This is a genomic window from Diaphorobacter nitroreducens (assembly GCF_002214645.1).
GTDB classification, from domain to species: Bacteria; Pseudomonadota; Gammaproteobacteria; order Burkholderiales; family Burkholderiaceae_C; genus Diaphorobacter; species Diaphorobacter nitroreducens.
Genome location: NZ_CP016278.1, coordinates 2,986,232 through 3,002,378, shown reverse-complemented (window position 1 = coordinate 3,002,378; position 16,147 = coordinate 2,986,232). Strand labels below are relative to the sequence as shown.

Genomic DNA, 16,147 nt, shown 5'->3' with positions numbered 1-16,147 from the left:
GCGTTGTGACGCCCGGCAATCCGCCCGCCGAGCCTGCGCTGCGCGATCACCTGGCGCGCCTGCGCGAGTTGCGGCCGGGCCTGCTGCTGCACTGGGAGGATGCGCCGGACGCGGGCGATCTCACCGTGCAGACCGAGATCGGTGTGGGCCTGCGCATCGTGCTGCTGCTCGAAGGCGCGGTGGATGTCTCCTATGGCGCCCAACGCGTGGCGCTGGCCAGCGCACGCGGCGGGGCCAGCGCCGTGCTGGTAGCGGTGGCCGAGCAGGAGCAGCTCACGCGCCGCACGCGACGGGGCGTGTATTCGCGCCGGGTCAATCTGGGCCTGGGGCACAACTGGCTGGCGCAATGCGGCGCGTTTCCAGGCGTGCTGGACGACTTCATGCACCGACATCTCGAGACGCGGCCCTGGCAGGTGTCCCCGCGCGCCGTGGCGATCGCCGAGCAGATCGTGCATCCGCCGCAGCTGGAGCCGCTGCTGCAGAGCATCTACCTGGAGAGCCGCGCGCTGGAACTGGCGGGCGAGGCGCTAGGCACGCTCCACCAGCACCCCACTGCACCGCCTGCGCCTGCACCGGCCGCGCTGCGTCCGCGCGAACACCAGCGCCTGCGCGAACTGCATGCATTCCTGGGCTCGGGCCAGGCCGACGGCCTGTCGCTCGACGAGATTGCGCGCCACGCGGGCGTGAACGCCAACACGCTGCAGCGACAGTTCCGCGCCGTCTACGGCACCACCGTGTTCGACCATCTGCGCGATTGCCGCCTGCAGCGCGCACGCCATGCGCTGGAGCATGAGGGTCTCACCGTGGGGCAGGCGGCGGGGGTGGCGGGCTACACCAGTGCGGCCAACTTCGCCACCGCGTACCGGCGGCGCTTTGGCCACCCTCCTAAGCTGGCCCGTTCGCGGGTGTAGCCAACGGGCGCTATCACGACACCAGCGCCTGCTTGGCGCCGCTGGTGGAGGTCCGTAGGTCCAGCGGGCCGCTCGACGCCAAGAAGCAGGTTAACTATGAGTCACAAGTGCTTGCAAAGCTTATTGGGAAAGCGCTATCAGCTACAAAATATATAGCTAAATCACGTATTGCCCACATAAGGATTGCTGCGGCGCTCGCGCCCGAAGGTGCTCTCCGGCCCGTGCCCAGGGATGAACACCGTCTGGTCGCCCATGGGCCACAGGCGCTGGGTGATGCTGTCGATCAGTTGCTGGTGGTTGCCGCCAGGAAAGTCCGTGCGGCCGATGCTGCCCGCGAACAACACGTCGCCCACGAAGGCGCGGTCGATCTGCGGTGCATGGAACACCACGTGGCCGGGCGTGTGGCCGGGGCAGTGGCGCACGTGCAATGTTTCGCGGCCGATGGTGACCGTGTCGCCGTCCTGCAGCCAGCGCGTGGGCGTGAACTGCCGCGCGGGCGGAAAGCCGAACATGGCGCTTTGCTGCGGCAAAGCATCGATCCAGTACTGGTCGCCTGTATGCGGTCCGATGATGGGCAGGGACAGCCGCTCGGCCAGCTCGCCCGTACCACCGGCGTGGTCGATGTGCGCGTGCGTAAGCCAGATGGCCTTCAGTTGCAGTCCCTGGCGCTGCACTTCTGCCACCAGGGCATCCAGGTCGCCCCCGGGGTCGATGACCGCGGCGTCCATCGTTTCATCGCACCAGACGATGGAGCTGTTTTGCTGGAACGCGGTGACGGGGAGAGTGCGGTAGTGAAGCATCCGTCCATTGTCGCGGCACGCCGCTGGGGTCAACAAAAAGTGCCCCGCACAAAGCGGGGCACATTTGCTTGTGGTTGGGACGGCGCGCGGTGCTTAAAGCACCGATGAACAAGTCCCGCGCGTGGCGCGCATCTCTGTTGGGGCGCGGGCTGCCGTTGCCTGCTACCGGCCCGCTTGATGGTGGGAGCGGGATGTGGCCGCTTCAGTCGGCGGCCAGTCCCACCGCGCCCAGGCGGCGCGCAATGGCCTCGCGCACGTTGCGCACGTGCTGCATGCCGGCTGCGTCGGCCGCGGCGGCGTCGCCCGCCAGGACGGCGTCGCACATCGCCTGGTAGTCGCGCATGCGCACCTGCTGCAGCGTGGCGGGGCGGTGCTGTGCGTACACGATCGGCATGTGGATGGAGGGCAGCAGGCGGCGCAGTTCGCGGCTGCCGCTGGCGGCCAGCAGCGCGCGGTACATGCCGCGGCGCGCGCTGGCGAAGGCGTCTGCGTCCTGGCTGCGGTCGGCCTCATGCAGTTGCGCCAGGGCTGCCTGGATGGGCGCTGTGGGTGCACCGTGGGCGATGCCGCGCGCCGCGCTGCGCGCGAGCAGGCCGGTCATGCGCTCGGCCACGTCCAGCACCTCCAGCGTTTCCTGGGGCGAGAGGGTGCGTATGGCCGCCCCCTTGTTGCGAAACAGGTCCACCAGTCCCTGGGCCGCCAGGCGCTGGAGCGCCTCGCGCACCGAGTTGCGGCTCACGCCGAACTGCGCGGCCAGGTCCACCTCCACCAGCCGCTGGCCGGGCACGAAGCGCTGCTGCGCCAGCCCCTGCACGATGCCGTGGAACACCGCGTCGGCGGCGCTCTGCGGGGCGTCGGCCCCGGTATCGGGCGAATCGGGTAAGGGCGGGGCGATGGAGGTCATGAGCGGGCGAGGAGATTGCGCAAACGTTAGCACAACGGTAGGGGTATTGTTTTCAAAATTGTTCAACAATATCATCCGCAATATGCCAGGTGTTCTGGTTGACCTTCTACGAGGCCCGCATGGACTTTTCTCTCTCCCCTGAACTGCGCGCATTGCGCGACAAGGTGCGGCAATTCATCGCCGAACAGGTGATCCCCCTGGAAAACGACGAGCGCCAGTCCCACCACGGCCCGAGCGAGGCGTTGCGTGACGAGCTGGTGGCGCGCGGCAAGGCGGCAGGGCTGCTCACGCCCCATGCGTCGCGCGCCATGGGTGGCATGGGCCTCACGCATGTGGAAAAGGCCGTGGTGTTCGAGGAGGCCGGCTACTCCTGGCTGGGCCCCACGGCACTCAACATTCACGCGCCCGACGAGGGCAACATCCACCTGATGGAAGAGGTGGCCACGCCCGCGCAGAAGGAGCGCTGGCTGCGCGGCCAGGTGGCTGGCGACTGGCGCTCGTGCTTCGCCATGACCGAGCCCGCGCCGGGCGCGGGGGCGGACCCGTCCATGCTGGACACCACGGCCGTGCGGGATGGCGACGACTACGTGATCAACGGCCGCAAGTGGTTCATCACCGGCGCAGAAGGCGCGCACTACGCCATCGTCATGGCGCGCATGGAGGACGGTTCGGCCACCATGTTCCTGACCGACATGGACAAGCCCGGCATCGTGCTGGAGCGCAACATGGACGCCATGGACGCCTGCTTCACTGGCGGCCACGGTGTGCTGCGTTTCGACAACCTGCGCGTACCCGCGGCCGATGTGCTGGGCGAGGTGGGCAAGGGCTTTCGCTACGCGCAGGTGCGCCTGGCGCCCGCGCGCCTTACGCATTGCATGCGCTGGCTGGGCCAGGCGCGCCGCGCGCACGATACGGCGCTGGAATACGCGCGCAAGCGCCACGCCTTCGGCAAGCCGCTGGCCGAGCACGAAGGCGTGGGCTACATGCTGGCCGACAACGACATGGACCTGCACACCGCGCGCTTGCACATCTGGCACACCGCATGGATGCTGGACCAGGGCGAGAAGTGCAACTTCGAGTCCAGCCGCGCCAAGGTGGTGTGTTCCGAGGCCGAGTGGCGCGTGGTGGACCGCAGCGTGCAGATCCTGGGCGGGCAGGGCGTGACGGGCGAGACGCCGGTGATGCGCATCTTCACCGACATGCGGGCCTTTCGCATCTACGACGGCCCGAGCGAGGTGCACCGCTGGAGCATGGCGCGCAAGCTCGTGCACATGGCCGAAAAGGCCGCCACAGCCAAGGAGGCGGTATGAGCGATGCATTGACGCCCTTTCGCCTGGACGGCCGCGTGGTGCTGGTCACCGGCGCATCGAGTGGCCTGGGCCAGCATTTCGCGCGGCTGCTGGCTTCGGTGGGCGCTCGCATAGCCGTCGCCGCGCGCCGGGCCGACAAGCTGCAGGGCGTGGTGGATGACATCGCCGCCGCGGGCGGTGAGGCGCGGGCGTTCACGCTGGACGTGACGGATGCCGCCAGCGTGCGCGCGTGCCTGGACGCCGTGGGCGCCTGGGGCGTGCCCGATGCGGTCATCAACAACGCGGGCGTCACGCTGACGCGCCCGCTGCTGGAGCAGACCGAAGAAGACTTCGACCAGGTGCTGGACACCAACCTCAAGGGTTGCTGGCTTGTCGCCACCGAGGCGGCGCGCCGCATGGTGGCCGCGGGCAAGGGCGGCGCGATCGTCAATGTGGCTTCCATCCTGGGCGAGCGCGTGGCGGGCGGCGTGGCGCCGTATGCAATCTCCAAGGCCGGCGTGGTCCAGGCCACCAAGGCCATGGCGCTGGAGCTGGCGCGCCACCGCATCCGCGTGAACGCGCTGCTGCCCGGCTACGTGGTGACCGACCTGAACCGCGACTTCCTCACCAGCGAGGCGGGCGACAAGCTGCGCAGCCGCATCCCCAGCCGGCGCTTTGGCGAGCTGACGGACCTGGATGGGCCGCTGCTGTTGCTGGCGTCCGACGCCGGCGCCGCCATGTCGGGCGCCACGGTGGCGGTCGACGGCGCGCACCTGGTGAGTTCGCTATGAGCGGGGCATCCACTTCTTTGCCGCTGGACGCGCTGGGCGACTACCTGCGCGCGCAGGGTCTGGCGGGCACGGGGCCGCTCGCGGCCACGGTACTGGCGGGCGGGCAGTCCAACCCTACCTTTCGCATCACCACGGCGGAAGGCCGCAACTACGTGCTGCGCAAGAAGCCCCCGGGGGCGCTGATCGCATCGGCCCACGCCATCGACCGCGAGTACCGCGTGATGCGCGCGCTGCAGGACACGGCCGTGCCCGTGCCGCGCATGCTGGCCTATTGCGACGATGCGGCGCTGCTGGGCACGCCGTTCTACGTGATGGAGTTTCTGCAGGGCCGCGTGCTCATGGACCAGTCGCTGCCCGGCATGGACCCGGCCGAGCGCACCGCCATCTACCACGAGATGAACCGCGTGATCGCCGCGCTGCACGCCGTGGACTACGCCGCCGTGGACCTGGCCGACTACGGCAAACCTGGCAACTACGTGGGCCGCCAGGTCGCGCGCTGGTCGCGCCAGTGCCGCGAGGCCACGGTGCCCGTCACGCCGGCGATGGAGCGGCTCATGGACTGGTTGCCCCAGCACCTGCCGCAGGACGACGAGACCACGCTGGTGCATGGCGACTACCGCTTGGACAACCTGGTGTTCCACCCCAGCGAGCCGCGCGTGATCGGCGTGCTGGACTGGGAACTGTCCACGCTGGGCCACCCACTGGCCGACCTGGCCTACCAGTGCATGGCCTGGCGCATCCCGCCCACCCTGTGGCGCGGCATCGGCGGGCTCGATCTCGCGGCGCTGGGCATCCCTCAGGAAAGCGAGTACGTGGGCTGGTACGAGCAGGCCACCGGACGCGAGGCGGCGGAGCACTGGGACTTCTACCTGGCCTACAACCTGTTCCGCATGGCGGCCATCCTGCACGGCATCGCCCAGCGGGCGCAGGACGGCAATGCCGCGGCCGCCGACGCGGTGGAGACGGGCGCCAAGGCCGGACCGCTGGCCGAACTGGGCTGGGAGGCGGCGCAGCGTTACATGGCCGGGCGCCAGTAAGCAGGTCGCTATGAAAATAGAAGCTGTTCGCGCTGGATATGTAAGCTTTTCCATGCGAAAGCGCGTGGAAAATGCCGAACACCCGGCGCGAATAGCTCCTGAATTCAGAGCGACAGCTCGTACCCCACCGTGATGGGCGCGTGGTCGCTGAACTTCTGCGCCTTGTAGATTTCCTCGGTACGCGCGAGCGCCGCGATGGTGGGCGTCGCCAGGTGGTAGTCCAGGCGCCACCCCACGTTGTTGGCATAGGCCTGGCCGCGATTGCTCCACCACGTGTAGCAAGCGTCCGTGGTCTCAGGCTGTAACTGACGGTAAACGTCCACCAGCCCGCCCGCGGGGTCAGAGATGTGCAACAACTTTGTCATCCAGGCGCGCTCCTCGGGTAAAAAGCCGCTGTTCTTCTGGTTGCTGCGCCAGTTCTTCAGGTCGATCTGCTGGTGGGCAATGTTGATGTCGCCGCACAGGATGAACTCCCGCTCGGCCTTCAGCCGCATGAGGTGCGGATGGAATTCCTCCAGGAAGCGAAACTTGGCCAACTGGCGCTCCTCGCCCGAGGAGCCGCTGGGGAAGTAGGCGCTGATGATGGACAGGCGCCGCGCGGGGGTGTCAAAGCGCAGTTCCACGTAGCGCCCCTCGGTGTCGAACTCGCTGGAGCCGTAGCCGATGACCACGTCGCTGGGCTCGTGGCGCGCATAGATGCCCACGCCGGAGTAGCCCTTCTTCACCGCAAAATGGAAGTAGCCCTTCAGGCCGGCCAGTTCCTCGAAACGCCCCTGCATGTCCGCAGACTGGGCCTTGATTTCCTGTACGCAAATACAATCCGGCCGGCTTTGGGCAATCCATGCCTCGACCCCTTTGGACGTGGCCGAGCGGATGCCGTTGAGGTTGAGACTGGTTAATTTGAACAAGGATGCATCCATGGTGACAGACAGCGCGCAGACGGTGGAACAAGGGGCGAGCCAAGCCCGCCTGGCGCAGGATTTCGTGCGGTTTGCTGTGGATTCAGGGGTGCTGCGCTTTGGTGAATTCAAGACCAAGGCAGGCCGCATGAGCCCGTATTTCTTCAACGCCGGTCTGTTCGACGACGGCGCCAAGCTCGGGCGGCTGGCGCAATTCTATGCACAAGCCCTGCTGGCCAGCGGCGTCGAGTTCGACATGGTCTTCGGCCCCGCCTACAAAGGCATTCCGCTGGCCGCCACGGTGGCCGTGGAGCTGGCGCGCCTGGGCAAGAACGTCCCCTTTGCCTACAACCGCAAAGAGGCCAAGGACCATGGCGAGGGCGGCACGCTGGTGGGCGCGCCGCTGCAGGGCAAGGTGCTCATCATCGACGACGTGATGAGCGCCGGCACCGCCGCGCGCGAGTCCATCGCGCTGATCCGCGCCGCGGGTGCCACGCCGCATGCCATTGCGATCGCTCTCGACCGCCAGGAGAAGGCCACCGAGAATGGACAGGACGTGGACCACAGCGCCGTGCAGTACGTGCGCCGTGAACTGGGCATGCAGGTTTGTGCTATCGCCAAGCTGGCAGACTTATTGCAATACCTATCGGCGGGTGGCGGCGATACGCAGATGCGCGAGCACCACGAGCGGGTGCTGGCCTATCGCCAGCGCTACGGCGTGAACGACTGAAAACAACGGCAGCAGCCAGGAGGGCAGGGGTTTTGAAAGCAGGCACACGACACGCGGGCTGGTTCATGGCCGGAGCAACCGCCGCAGCGCTGGGCCTGTTGTCCCCGGTCGCCTGGGCGCAGCCGAAGCCGCAAGAGGTGTACACCTGTATCGACAAAACCGGCAGGCGCATCACCGCCGACCGCCCCATCGCCGACTGCGTGGACCGTGAGCAGCGCATCCTGGACCACACCGGTGCCGAGCGGCGCCGCATCGGCCCCACGCTGACCGAACACGAGCGTGCCGCGTTGGAAGTGCAGCGCCGCAAGGAGGCGCAGGAGCGCGCCCGCATTGCCGAAGAGCGCCGCCGCGAGCGCGTGCTGATGGCGCGCTACCCCGACGAGGCGGCCCACCAGGTTGAGCGCGAGGCCGCCCTCGTGCAGGTGGACGAGGTCATGGCCGTAGCACGCAAGCGCATCCAGGAACTGCAGGTCGAGCGCAAGCGCATTGACGGCGAGATGGAGTTCTACCGCCGCGACCCGCTCAAGGCGCCGATGAAGCTGCAGCGCCAGATCGCCGAGAACGATGAGGCCGTGGCCGAGCAGCAGCGCTTCTTGACCGCGCAGGACCAGGAAAAGCGCCGCATCCACCAGCGCTTCGACGCCGAACTGGCCCAGCTGCGCCAGTTATGGGCGGCCCAACGCGCGGCGGCGTCGCAACTGGTGCCGCCGCAGTCGACGCTCGTATCGCCCGGCGCCTCGCGCTGAGACGGTACGCAAAAAAAGGCTCCAACGGGAGCCTTCTTTTTGATAGCTGCCAGCGCTTGACTGGCCAGCGTTTCAGGCCAATTTGGCCTTCAGCAAGTCGTTGACCTGCTGGGGGTTCGCCTTGCCCTTGCTGGCTTTCATCACCTGGCCTACGAGGGCGTTGAAGGCCTTGTCCTTGCCGGCCTTGTACTGTTCCACGTTGGCGGCATTGGCGGCAATCACCTCGTCGATGATCTTCTCCAGCGCGCCCGTATCGTTCATCTGCTTGAGGCCCTTGGCCTCGATCACGGCGTCCACGTCATGGCCTTCGCCGTTCCACAAGGCTTCGAATACCTGGCGAGCAGCGTTGTTGCTGATGGTGCCGTCGTTGATGCGGCCGATGAGCGCCGCCAGTTGGGCGCTGTCCACCTTGGCCTGCTCCACACCGATCTCCTCGGCATTCAGGCGGCGCGAGATCTCGCCCATCACCCAGTTGGAGGCGAGCTTGGGCTGGCCGCAGCCCTTGGCGGCGTCCTCGAAATAGGCCGCCATGGCCTGGCTCTGCGTGAGCGTGGTGGCGTCGTACTCGGGCAGGCCGTACTGCTGCACGAAACGCGCGGCCATCGCGCGCGGCAGCTCGGGCATCTGGGCCTTGATGTCATCGATCCACGGCGCGGCGATGCGCAGCGGCGGCAGATCGGGGTCGGGAAAGTAGCGGTAGTCGGCCGCGTCTTCCTTGGTGCGCATGGCGCGCGTCTCGCCCGTGTCGGGGTCGAACAGCACGGTGGCCTGCTGGATCGCGCGGCCATCCTCGATCTCCTCGATCTGCCAGCGGATCTCGTAGTCGATCGCCTGCTGCATGCTCTTGAAGCTGTTGAGGTTCTTGATCTCACGGCGCGTGCCCAGGGGCTGGCCGGGCTTGCGCACCGAGACGTTGGCGTCGCAGCGGAAGCTGCCTTCCTGCATGTTGCCGTCGCAGATGCCGATCCAGGTCACGATCTTGTGCAGTTCCTTGGCGTAGGCCACGGCTTCTTCGCTGCTGCGGATGTCGGGCTCTGTCACGATCTCCAGCAGCGGCGTGCCGGCGCGGTTCAGGTCGATGCCCGACTGGCCCCCTCCACCCAATGAGGAGTCCTCGTGCAGCGACTTGCCCGCGTCTTCCTCCAGGTGGGCGCGCACCAGGCGCACGGTCTTCTTCTCATCGCCCAGATAGAAGGAGACTTCGCCGCCTTGCACCACCGGGATCTCGAACTGGCTGATCTGGTAGCCCTTGGGCAGGTCCGGGTAGAAGTAGTTCTTGCGCGCAAAAATGCTCTCTGGCGCAATGTGGGAGCCAAGTGCCAGTCCCAATTTGATAGCACAGGCCACGGCCTCGCGGTTCATCACCGGCAGGGTGCCGGGCAGCGCCAGGTCCACGGCGCAGGCCTGGGTGTTAGGCTCGGCGCCAAAGGCGGTGCTGGCGCGGCTGAAGATCTTGCTGCGGGTGGCGAGCTGGGTGTGGGTCTCGAAGCCGATGACGACTTCGTAGCCCTGGATGAGTTTCGCGGTCATGGTCAGATGCCCTCCGGCGCACGGAGGTGGAAGTCGGTCGCCTGCTGCAGGCGGTGCGCGGCGTTCAGCAGGCGGCCCTCCTGGAAGTAGTTGCCGATGAGTTGCAGGCCCACGGGCATGCCGCCCGCGCCAAAGCCGGCGGGCACGCTCATGCCGGGCAGGCCGGCCAGCGACGCGGGCAGGGTGAAGATGTCGGCCAGGTAGTCGGCCAGCGGGTCGTTGCCGTGCTCGCCGAGCTTCCAGGCCACGCTGGGCGCCACGGGGCCGGCGATCAGGTCGCAATCCTTGAAGGCGTTCTGGAAGTCGTCCGCGATCATTCGGCGGATCTTCTGCGCCTGCAGGTAGTAGGCGTCGTAGTAGCCGTGCGAGAGCACGTAGGTGCCGATCATGATGCGGCGCTTGACCTCGTCGCCGAAGCCTTCGGCGCGGGTCTTCTTGTACATGTCCACCAGATCGGCGTAGTCCTTGGCGCGGTGGCCGAACTTCACGCCGTCAAAGCGCGAGAGGTTGGACGACGCCTCGGCCGGCGCAATGATGTAGTACACGGGGATCGACAGCTCCGTGCGCGGCAGGCTGATGGGCACCAGCTTTGCGCCCAGCTTCTCGTACTCCTTGAGTGCCGCATCGACGGCGGCGCGCACGTCGCCCGCCAGGCCGTCGCCGAAGAACTCGGCCGGGATGCCGATGCGCAGGCCGTCGATGGAGTCATTCAGCTTGGCGCTGAAATCCTCGGCCGGCACGTCCAGGCTGGTGGAGTCGCGGTCGGGGTCGGGGCCGCACATGGCCGACAGCAGCAGCGCGCAGTCCTCGGCCGAGCGGGCCATCGGGCCAGCCTGGTCCAGGCTGGAGGCGAAGGCGATCATGCCGTAGCGGCTGGCGCGGCCGTAGGTGGGCTTGATGCCGGTGACGCCGCAAAACGATGCCGGCTGGCGGATGGAACCGCCGGTGTCCGTGCCGGTGACGGCCGGCGCCAGGCGCGCGGCCACGGCCACGGCGCTGCCGCCCGAGGAGCCGCCGGGGATGCGGCTGGTGTCCCAGGGGTTGCGCACCGGTGCGGGGGCGTCGCAGCCCACGGGCGCCACGGCGGAGTTTTCGTTGGCCGAGCCCATGGCGAACTCGTCGCAGTTGAGCTTGCCCAGGGTTACGCAGCCGGCATCGGCCAGGCGAGTGACCACAGTGGCGTCGAACGGCGACTGGTAACCGGCCAGCATCTTCGAGCCGGCGGTGCTGGGGAAGTCGCGGGTGACGAAGATGTCCTTGTGCGCGATCGGCACGCCGGCCAGCGGGGCAGCCGTGCCGGCGGCCAGGGCCGCGTCCTGCGCGCGGGCCTGCGCCAGGGTGGCGTCCTCGTTCATGGCGACGTAGGCGCCCAGGTTCTGGTGCGGGTGTGCGCGGGCCAGGAAATGCTGCGCGGCCTCGACGGCCGAGACCTGTTTGCTGCGCAGTGCGCTGGTCAGCTGTGCGATGCCCAGGTCGTGGAGTTCGGAGGAGGGGGTGTTGCTCATGCTGTCGTCCTCACTCGATGACCTTGGGCACCAGGAACAGGCCGCGCTCGACGGCCGGCGCGCTGCGCTGGTTGGCCTCGCGCTGGTCGGGCTCGCTGGCCACGTCCTCGCGCAGGCGCAGCTGCACATCCTGCACCACCGCCACCGGGTGCGACAGGGGGGCGATGCCATGGGTATCCACAGCCTGCATCTTCTCGACGATGCCGAAAAAACCGTTGAGTTGCGTGAGCATGCGCTCACTTTCGCCGGGGCTCAGTTCGAGCCGGGCCAGATTGGCGATGCGGCCGATATCCTGGGGTGTCAGTGCCATAGGGAAGAGGGACGGGCGGAAACCAGATGTAAAGCGGCTTTCCGGGCTCCGCCAGGGGGAGTTATTCACAGGGGATGCGTTATTATCCCGGCTTTGCCGCTAGACCTCCATATTGCCGGTCATTGTGCGAAAAAAGCCAACAAACACCCCGTAATATCCGGCGACGGCAGGCCGACGTGCATGCCGTGCCTGAGAGGACCCCTGCATGTTCGGAGCTTTCCGTCGGTACTTCTCCACCGACCTGGCCATTGACCTTGGCACAGCCAACACCCTGATCTTCGCCCGCGACAAGGGCATCGTGCTCGACGAGCCCTCCGTCGTCGCCATCCGCCATGAGGGCGGCCCGCACGGCAAGAAAGTGATCCAGGCCGTGGGCCACGAGGCCAAGGCCATGCTGGGCAAAGTGCCTGGCAACATCGAGGCCATCCGCCCGATGAAGGACGGCGTGATTGCCGATTTCGTGATCACCGAGCAGATGATCAAGCAGTTCATCAAGATGGTGCATCCCCGCTCGGTGCTCACGCCCAGCCCGCGCATCATCATCTGCGTGCCCTGCGGCTCCACCCAGGTGGAGCGCCGCGCCATCAAGGACGCGGCCGAAGCGGCCGGCGCCACCGCCGTGTACCTGATCGAAGAGCCCATGGCCGCCGGTATCGGCGCGGGCCTGCCGGTATCCGAGGCCTCTGGCTCCATGGTGGTGGACATCGGCGGCGGCACCACCGAGGTCGGCGTGATCTCGCTGGGCGGCATGGTCTACAAGGGCAGCGTGCGCGTGGGTGGCGACAAGTTCGACGAATCCATCATCAATTACATCCGCCGCAACTACGGCATGCTGATCGGCGAGCCGACGGCCGAGGCCATCAAGAAGAACATCGGCTCTGCCTTCCCCGGCTCCGAGGTCAAGGAGATGGAGGTCAAGGGCCGCAACCTCTCCGAGGGCGTGCCGCGCAGCTTCACCATCTCGTCCAACGAGGTGCTGGAGGCCCTGACCGAGCCGCTCAACCAGATCGTCTCCGCCGTCAAGAACGCGCTGGAGCAGACCCCGCCGGAGCTGGGCGCCGACATTGCCGAGCGCGGCATGATGCTCACCGGCGGCGGCGCGCTGCTGCGCGACCTGGACCGTTTGCTGGCTGAGGAAACCGGCCTGCCCGTATTGGTGGCCGAGGAGCCCCTGACCTGCGTGGTGCGCGGCTGCGGCATCGCGCTGGAGCGCATGGACCGCCAGGGCAGCATCTTCACCAGCGACTGAGCCCGAACCGCGCCTGACGAGCTGTCCGCATGCCACTGGGAACCCTGGACCGTTCGGCGCCGACGCTGTTCAAGCAGGGGCCATCGCCGCTCTCCCGCCTCACCCTCTACAGCGCCCTGGCGCTGTTTTTGATGGTGGCGGACGCACGCTTTCACCTGACCGAGCCGCTGCGCAAGGCCGTCTCCACGGCGCTGTACCCGCTGCAATGGCTGATGCTGCAGCCGGTGGAGTTCGCGGACAAGGGGGCTGGATACTTCCAGTCGCTGCAGGCCGCACAGCAGGGCATGGACGACGCGCAGCGCACCATGGCGCAAATGTCGGTGCGCGCCGGCGAGGCCGAGCAGCTGCTGCGCGAGAACGCCGAGTTGCGCCAGTTGCTGGCACTGCGCGAGCGCCTGACCACCGAGGCCACGGCCGCGCAAGTGATTTATGACACGGCAGACCCCTATACGCGGCGTGTGATGGTGGACCGTGGGCAGCTGGCAGGCGTGGAGCCGGGCTCGCCGGTGATGGATGCCTCGGGGGTGCTGGGGCAGGTCACGCGCGTGTTCCCCATGCTCAGCGAAGTCACGCTGCTCATCGACCGCGACCAGGCCATTCCTGTGCTCAACCTGCGCACCGGTGCACGCAGCGTGGCCTACGGCGACCCGGTGGCCGGGCATGGCGGAGGCATGGAGCTGCGCTTCACGCCGGGCAATGCGGATGTGCAGGAAGGCGACCTGCTCACCACCAGCGGCGTGGACGGCCTGTACCCTGCGGGCCTGCCGGTTGCGCGCGTGCTGCGCGTGGAGCGGCGTGCCGACTCCGCCTTTGCGCGCATCTACTGTGCTCCCGTGGCGCAGATGTACGGAGCGCGCCATGTGATGGTGCTCAAGCCAGTGGTGGCCGACCTGCCCCCGCGCCCCGAACCCGAGCCGGCGGCGCCCAAGCGCGGAGGCCGCAAATGATCATGCCCAAGGGCCAGCAGCTGCTGCTGCCCGTGAACCCGGTCTTCATCGCTGCCAGCCTGGTGGCCGCGCTGGCGCTGAACATGCTGCCACTGGGCCGCGTGGTCTGGACGCCCGACTGGGTCATGGTGCTGCTCGTGTTCTGGGGCATGCACCAGCCGCAGCGCGTGGGGCTGGGGGTGGCTTTCCTCATGGGGCTGTGCCTGGATGTGTACCAGTCTGCCCTGCTGGGCCAGCATGCGCTGGTGTACTGCCTGCTGATGTTCGGCGCGCAGTACACGCACCGCCGCCTGCTGTGGTTCGGCCCGCTGCTGCAGGCGCTGCAACTGCTGCCGTTGTTCTTTGCGGCCCATGCGCTTGAACTGCTGCTGCGCGTAGCCATCGGCGGGGGCATCCTGCCGGGTTTCGAAGGCCTGGTGGCACCGCTGCTGGAGGCCGCCCTCTGGCCGCTGGCCAGCTGGGTGCTGCTGGCGCCGCAGCGCCGCCCGCCCGACCGCGATGAAAACCGGCCGCTGTGAGCGCGCAGGGGTGAAGGGCCGCCGCGGATGACCGAACTGCGCAATGCCGAGGCCGATGTCTGGCACTTTCGCCTGCGCGTGTTCGTCGTGGGCGTGGTGGTGCTGCTGGCATTCCTGCTGATCGTCGCGCGCCTGGTGGTGCTGCAGGTGGTGCGCCACGAGGACCTCGCGGACCAGGCCGAGAGCAACCGCACGGCGGTCGTGCCCATCGTGCCCAACCGCGGCCTCATCCTGGACCGCAACGGCGTGGTGCTGGCCACCAACTACTCGGCATACACGCTGGAGATCACGCCCTCGCGGACCATGGACCTGGAGGCGACGATCGACGCGCTGGCCGAGGTCGTGGACATCCAGCCGCGCGACCGGCGCCGCTTCAAGCGTCTGCGCGAGGAGTCGCGCAGCTTCGACTCCCTGCCCATTCGCACACGGCTGTCGGACGAAGAGGTGGCGCGCTTTGCGGCGCAGCGCTACCGCTTCCCCGGCGTGGACATCAAGGCGCGGCTGTTTCGCAACTACCCGCTGGGCGAGGTGGCGAGCCACGCCATCGGCTACATCGGCCGCATCAACCAGCGCGAAAAGGAGCGCATCGAGGACTCGGACGATGCGGCCAACTACCGCGGCACGGACTACATCGGCAAGCTGGGGGTGGAGCAGAGCTTCGAATCCACGCTCCACGGCCAGACGGGGTTCGAGCGCATGGAGACCTCGGCCGGCGGGCATGCCGTGCGGCGCCTGAACAGCCACCCGGCGACGCCGGGCAACACGGTGATGCTGTCGCTGGACATCAAGCTGCAAAAGCTGATCGAAGATATGTTCGGCGAGCGCCGCGGCGCTCTGGTAGCGCTGGACCCGCGCAACGGCGAGGTGCTGGCGCTGGTGTCCAAACCCACGTTCGACCCCAACCTGTTCGTCGAGGGCATCGACCAGGAAAACTGGCAGGCGCTCAACGAGTCCATCAACAAGCCGCTGCTCAACCGCGCGCTGCGCGGCACCTACCCTCCCGGCTCCACCTACAAGCCCTTCATGGCGCTGGCCGCGCTGGAGCTGGGCAAGCGCACGGCGGGGCAGGTGTTCAACGACCCGGGCTATTACAACTATGGCGGGCGCACCTTCCGCAGCCATGAAGGCGGCCTGGGCGGCGTGGACATGCACCGCGCCATCCAGTATTCGAGCAACACCTACTTCTATTCGCTGGCCGTGGAGATGGGGGTGGACGCCATCCACGACTTCATGAAGCCGTTGGGCTTCGGGCAGATCACCGGCATCGACCTCGGGGGCGAAGTGCGCGGCGTGCTGCCCAGCACCGAGTGGAAGCGCAACACCTACAAGCGCCCGGAGGCCAAGCGCTGGTACTCGGGCGAGACGGTGTCGCTGGGCATCGGCCAGGGCTACAACAACTTCACCATGCTGCAGCTGGCCGTGGCCGAGGCCACGCTGGCCAACGGCGGCACCCGCCACCGTCCGCACCTGATCAAGGCCGTGAAAGACCAGGTGGGCGGGCAGGTCACCGAGGTGCAGCAGCCCCCCGGCGAGCGTCTGGGCTACAACCCCAAGCATGTGGCGATCGTGAACAACGCGCTGATGGCCGTGAACCAGGCGGGCACGGGGCGGCGCGTGTTCGCGGGCGCGCCCTACACCTCGGCGGGCAAAACCGGTACGGCGCAGGCGGTGAGCCTGGGGCAGAACGTGCGGTACAACGCCAAGCTGCTGGAGGAGCACCAGCGCGACCATTCCCTGTTTGCCGCGTTCGCGCCCGTGGAGGAGCCCCGCATCGCCGTGGCCGTGATCGTGGAGAACGCGGGCTTTGGCGCGGCGGCGGCGGCGCCCATCGTGCGCCGCGTGTTCGACTACTGGCTGCTGGGCCAGTACCCGAGCGAGCAAGACCTGGCGGCCGTCTCCAAGGGGCAGGCCGGTGCTCCCATGGGCACGCCGCGCAACGTGGCGGACGTGCCGCTCGCGATGCCTTGAGGGCTCTTGCGCC

At 67.8% G+C, this 16,147-nt stretch carries 16 protein-coding genes; 10 read left to right on the top strand and 6 right to left on the bottom strand.

Going from position 1 to position 16,147, the window contains the following annotated elements; all coding sequences use genetic code 11:
- Positions 1-5 precede the first annotated feature (5 nt).
- Positions 6-911 (top strand): helix-turn-helix transcriptional regulator, encoded by a 906-nt coding sequence (locus BA022_RS14125; RefSeq protein ID WP_228403611.1) that lies wholly within the window; start codon positions 6-8, stop codon positions 909-911.
- Positions 912-1,072: 161 nt separating this feature from the next.
- Here BA022_RS14125 and BA022_RS14120 read toward each other — a convergent pair whose 3' ends face one another.
- Both BA022_RS14120 and BA022_RS14115 read right to left on the bottom strand, forming a co-directional pair.
- Positions 1,073-1,711 carry an MBL fold metallo-hydrolase gene (locus tag BA022_RS14120; protein WP_088887860.1) on the bottom strand — a complete coding sequence of 213 codons (639 nt, stop codon included), beginning with the start codon at positions 1,709-1,711 and terminating at the stop codon, positions 1,073-1,075.
- 202 nt (positions 1,712-1,913) lie between these two features.
- Positions 1,914-2,615, bottom strand: a complete 702-nt coding sequence (locus BA022_RS14115; RefSeq protein ID WP_012655323.1) for a GntR family transcriptional regulator — start codon at positions 2,613-2,615, stop codon at positions 1,914-1,916.
- A 119-nt stretch (positions 2,616-2,734) separates the two neighbouring features.
- Between BA022_RS14115 and BA022_RS14110 the strand changes: the two genes are divergently transcribed.
- Genes BA022_RS14110 through BA022_RS14100 form a run of 3 tightly spaced genes read left to right on the top strand, consistent with a single transcriptional unit; the run spans position 2,735 to position 5,732 of the window.
- Positions 2,735-3,925, top strand: a complete 1,191-nt coding sequence (locus tag BA022_RS14110; RefSeq protein ID WP_088888626.1) for an acyl-CoA dehydrogenase family protein — start codon at positions 2,735-2,737, stop codon at positions 3,923-3,925.
- Entirely contained in the window at positions 3,922-4,695 is a 774-nt protein-coding gene (locus BA022_RS14105) for an SDR family NAD(P)-dependent oxidoreductase (protein ID WP_088887859.1), read from the top strand. The genes BA022_RS14110 and BA022_RS14105 overlap by 4 nt, the downstream gene beginning before the upstream one ends.
- A complete protein-coding gene (locus BA022_RS14100; protein ID WP_088887858.1) occupies positions 4,692-5,732 on the top strand; it encodes a phosphotransferase in 1,041 nt (346 codons plus the stop codon). The genes BA022_RS14105 and BA022_RS14100 overlap by 4 nt, the downstream gene beginning before the upstream one ends.
- Positions 5,733-5,836: 104 nt before the next feature.
- Here the strand turns inward: BA022_RS14100 and BA022_RS14095 are convergent, their stop codons facing one another.
- Positions 5,837-6,640 (bottom strand): exodeoxyribonuclease III, encoded by an 804-nt coding sequence (locus BA022_RS14095; protein WP_088888625.1) that lies wholly within the window; start codon positions 6,638-6,640, stop codon positions 5,837-5,839.
- Positions 6,641-6,650: 10 nt separating this feature from the next.
- On the opposite strand from BA022_RS14095, the gene pyrE reads away from it, so the two are divergent.
- Together pyrE and BA022_RS14085 are read left to right on the top strand one after the other, a co-directional pair.
- Entirely contained in the window at positions 6,651-7,361 is a 711-nt protein-coding gene (gene pyrE / locus BA022_RS14090; RefSeq protein ID WP_012655328.1) for an orotate phosphoribosyltransferase, read from the top strand.
- A 65-nt stretch (positions 7,362-7,426) separates the two neighbouring features.
- Positions 7,427-8,107, top strand: a complete 681-nt coding sequence (locus BA022_RS14085; RefSeq protein ID WP_187305968.1) for a DUF4124 domain-containing protein — start codon at positions 7,427-7,429, stop codon at positions 8,105-8,107.
- A 72-nt stretch (positions 8,108-8,179) separates the two neighbouring features.
- On the opposite strand, the gene gatB is transcribed toward BA022_RS14085, so the two are convergent.
- Genes gatB through gatC form a run of 3 tightly spaced genes read right to left on the bottom strand, consistent with a single transcriptional unit; the run spans position 8,180 to position 11,452 of the window.
- The gene (gatB, locus tag BA022_RS14080) at positions 8,180-9,637 is read right to left on the bottom strand and encodes an Asp-tRNA(Asn)/Glu-tRNA(Gln) amidotransferase subunit GatB (RefSeq protein WP_088887856.1); all 1,458 of its coding nucleotides are present in this window, start codon (positions 9,635-9,637) and stop codon (positions 8,180-8,182) included.
- Between the two features lie 2 nt (positions 9,638-9,639).
- Positions 9,640-11,142 (bottom strand): Asp-tRNA(Asn)/Glu-tRNA(Gln) amidotransferase subunit GatA, encoded by a 1,503-nt coding sequence (gene gatA, locus BA022_RS14075; RefSeq protein ID WP_088887855.1) that lies wholly within the window; start codon positions 11,140-11,142, stop codon positions 9,640-9,642.
- Between the two features lie 10 nt (positions 11,143-11,152).
- Positions 11,153-11,452: an Asp-tRNA(Asn)/Glu-tRNA(Gln) amidotransferase subunit GatC gene (gene gatC, locus BA022_RS14070; RefSeq protein WP_088887854.1), complete on the bottom strand. Its 300-nt coding sequence runs from the start codon at positions 11,450-11,452 to the stop codon at positions 11,153-11,155.
- Positions 11,453-11,657: 205 nt separating this feature from the next.
- Between gatC and BA022_RS14065 the strand changes: the two genes are divergently transcribed.
- From BA022_RS14065 to mrdA, 4 genes are read left to right on the top strand one after another with little or no spacing between them, the layout of a single operon-like run.
- Complete coding sequence (locus BA022_RS14065; protein WP_012655332.1) at positions 11,658-12,701, top strand: rod shape-determining protein; 1,044 nt, start codon at positions 11,658-11,660, stop codon at positions 12,699-12,701.
- Between the two features lie 29 nt (positions 12,702-12,730).
- Positions 12,731-13,648 carry a rod shape-determining protein MreC gene (gene mreC / locus BA022_RS14060; protein ID WP_088887853.1) on the top strand — a complete coding sequence of 306 codons (918 nt, stop codon included), beginning with the start codon at positions 12,731-12,733 and terminating at the stop codon, positions 13,646-13,648.
- A complete protein-coding gene (gene mreD, locus BA022_RS14055; protein WP_011803707.1) occupies positions 13,645-14,166 on the top strand; it encodes a rod shape-determining protein MreD in 522 nt (173 codons plus the stop codon). Before mreC ends, mreD begins: the two co-directional genes overlap by 4 nt.
- A gap of 27 nt (positions 14,167-14,193) precedes the next feature.
- Positions 14,194-16,134: a penicillin-binding protein 2 gene (mrdA, locus tag BA022_RS14050; protein ID WP_012655335.1), complete on the top strand. Its 1,941-nt coding sequence runs from the start codon at positions 14,194-14,196 to the stop codon at positions 16,132-16,134.
- Positions 16,135-16,147 lie beyond the last annotated feature (13 nt).

Excerpts from the sequence above, each read along its gene's own strand:
- BA022_RS14120 (WP_088887860.1), bottom strand. The coding sequence starts at position 1,711 with ATGCTTCACTACCGCACTCTCCCCGTCACCGCGTTCCAGCAAAACAGC.
- BA022_RS14115 (WP_012655323.1), bottom strand. The coding sequence starts at position 2,615 with ATGACCTCCATCGCCCCGCCCTTACCCGATTCGCCCGATACCGGGGCC.
- BA022_RS14110 (WP_088888626.1), top strand. The coding sequence starts at position 2,735 with ATGGACTTTTCTCTCTCCCCTGAACTGCGCGCATTGCGCGACAAGGTG.
- BA022_RS14105 (WP_088887859.1), top strand. The coding sequence starts at position 3,922 with ATGAGCGATGCATTGACGCCCTTTCGCCTGGACGGCCGCGTGGTGCTG.
- BA022_RS14100 (WP_088887858.1), top strand. The coding sequence starts at position 4,692 with ATGAGCGGGGCATCCACTTCTTTGCCGCTGGACGCGCTGGGCGACTAC.
- pyrE (WP_012655328.1), top strand. The coding sequence starts at position 6,651 with ATGGTGACAGACAGCGCGCAGACGGTGGAACAAGGGGCGAGCCAAGCC.
- BA022_RS14085 (WP_187305968.1), top strand. The coding sequence starts at position 7,427 with ATGGCCGGAGCAACCGCCGCAGCGCTGGGCCTGTTGTCCCCGGTCGCC.
- gatB (WP_088887856.1), bottom strand. The coding sequence starts at position 9,637 with ATGACCGCGAAACTCATCCAGGGCTACGAAGTCGTCATCGGCTTCGAG.
- gatA (WP_088887855.1), bottom strand. The coding sequence starts at position 11,142 with ATGAGCAACACCCCCTCCTCCGAACTCCACGACCTGGGCATCGCACAG.
- gatC (WP_088887854.1), bottom strand. The coding sequence starts at position 11,452 with ATGGCACTGACACCCCAGGATATCGGCCGCATCGCCAATCTGGCCCGG.
- BA022_RS14065 (WP_012655332.1), top strand. The coding sequence starts at position 11,658 with ATGTTCGGAGCTTTCCGTCGGTACTTCTCCACCGACCTGGCCATTGAC.
- mreC (WP_088887853.1), top strand. The coding sequence starts at position 12,731 with ATGCCACTGGGAACCCTGGACCGTTCGGCGCCGACGCTGTTCAAGCAG.
- mreD (WP_011803707.1), top strand. The coding sequence starts at position 13,645 with ATGATCATGCCCAAGGGCCAGCAGCTGCTGCTGCCCGTGAACCCGGTC.
- mrdA (WP_012655335.1), top strand. The coding sequence starts at position 14,194 with ATGACCGAACTGCGCAATGCCGAGGCCGATGTCTGGCACTTTCGCCTG.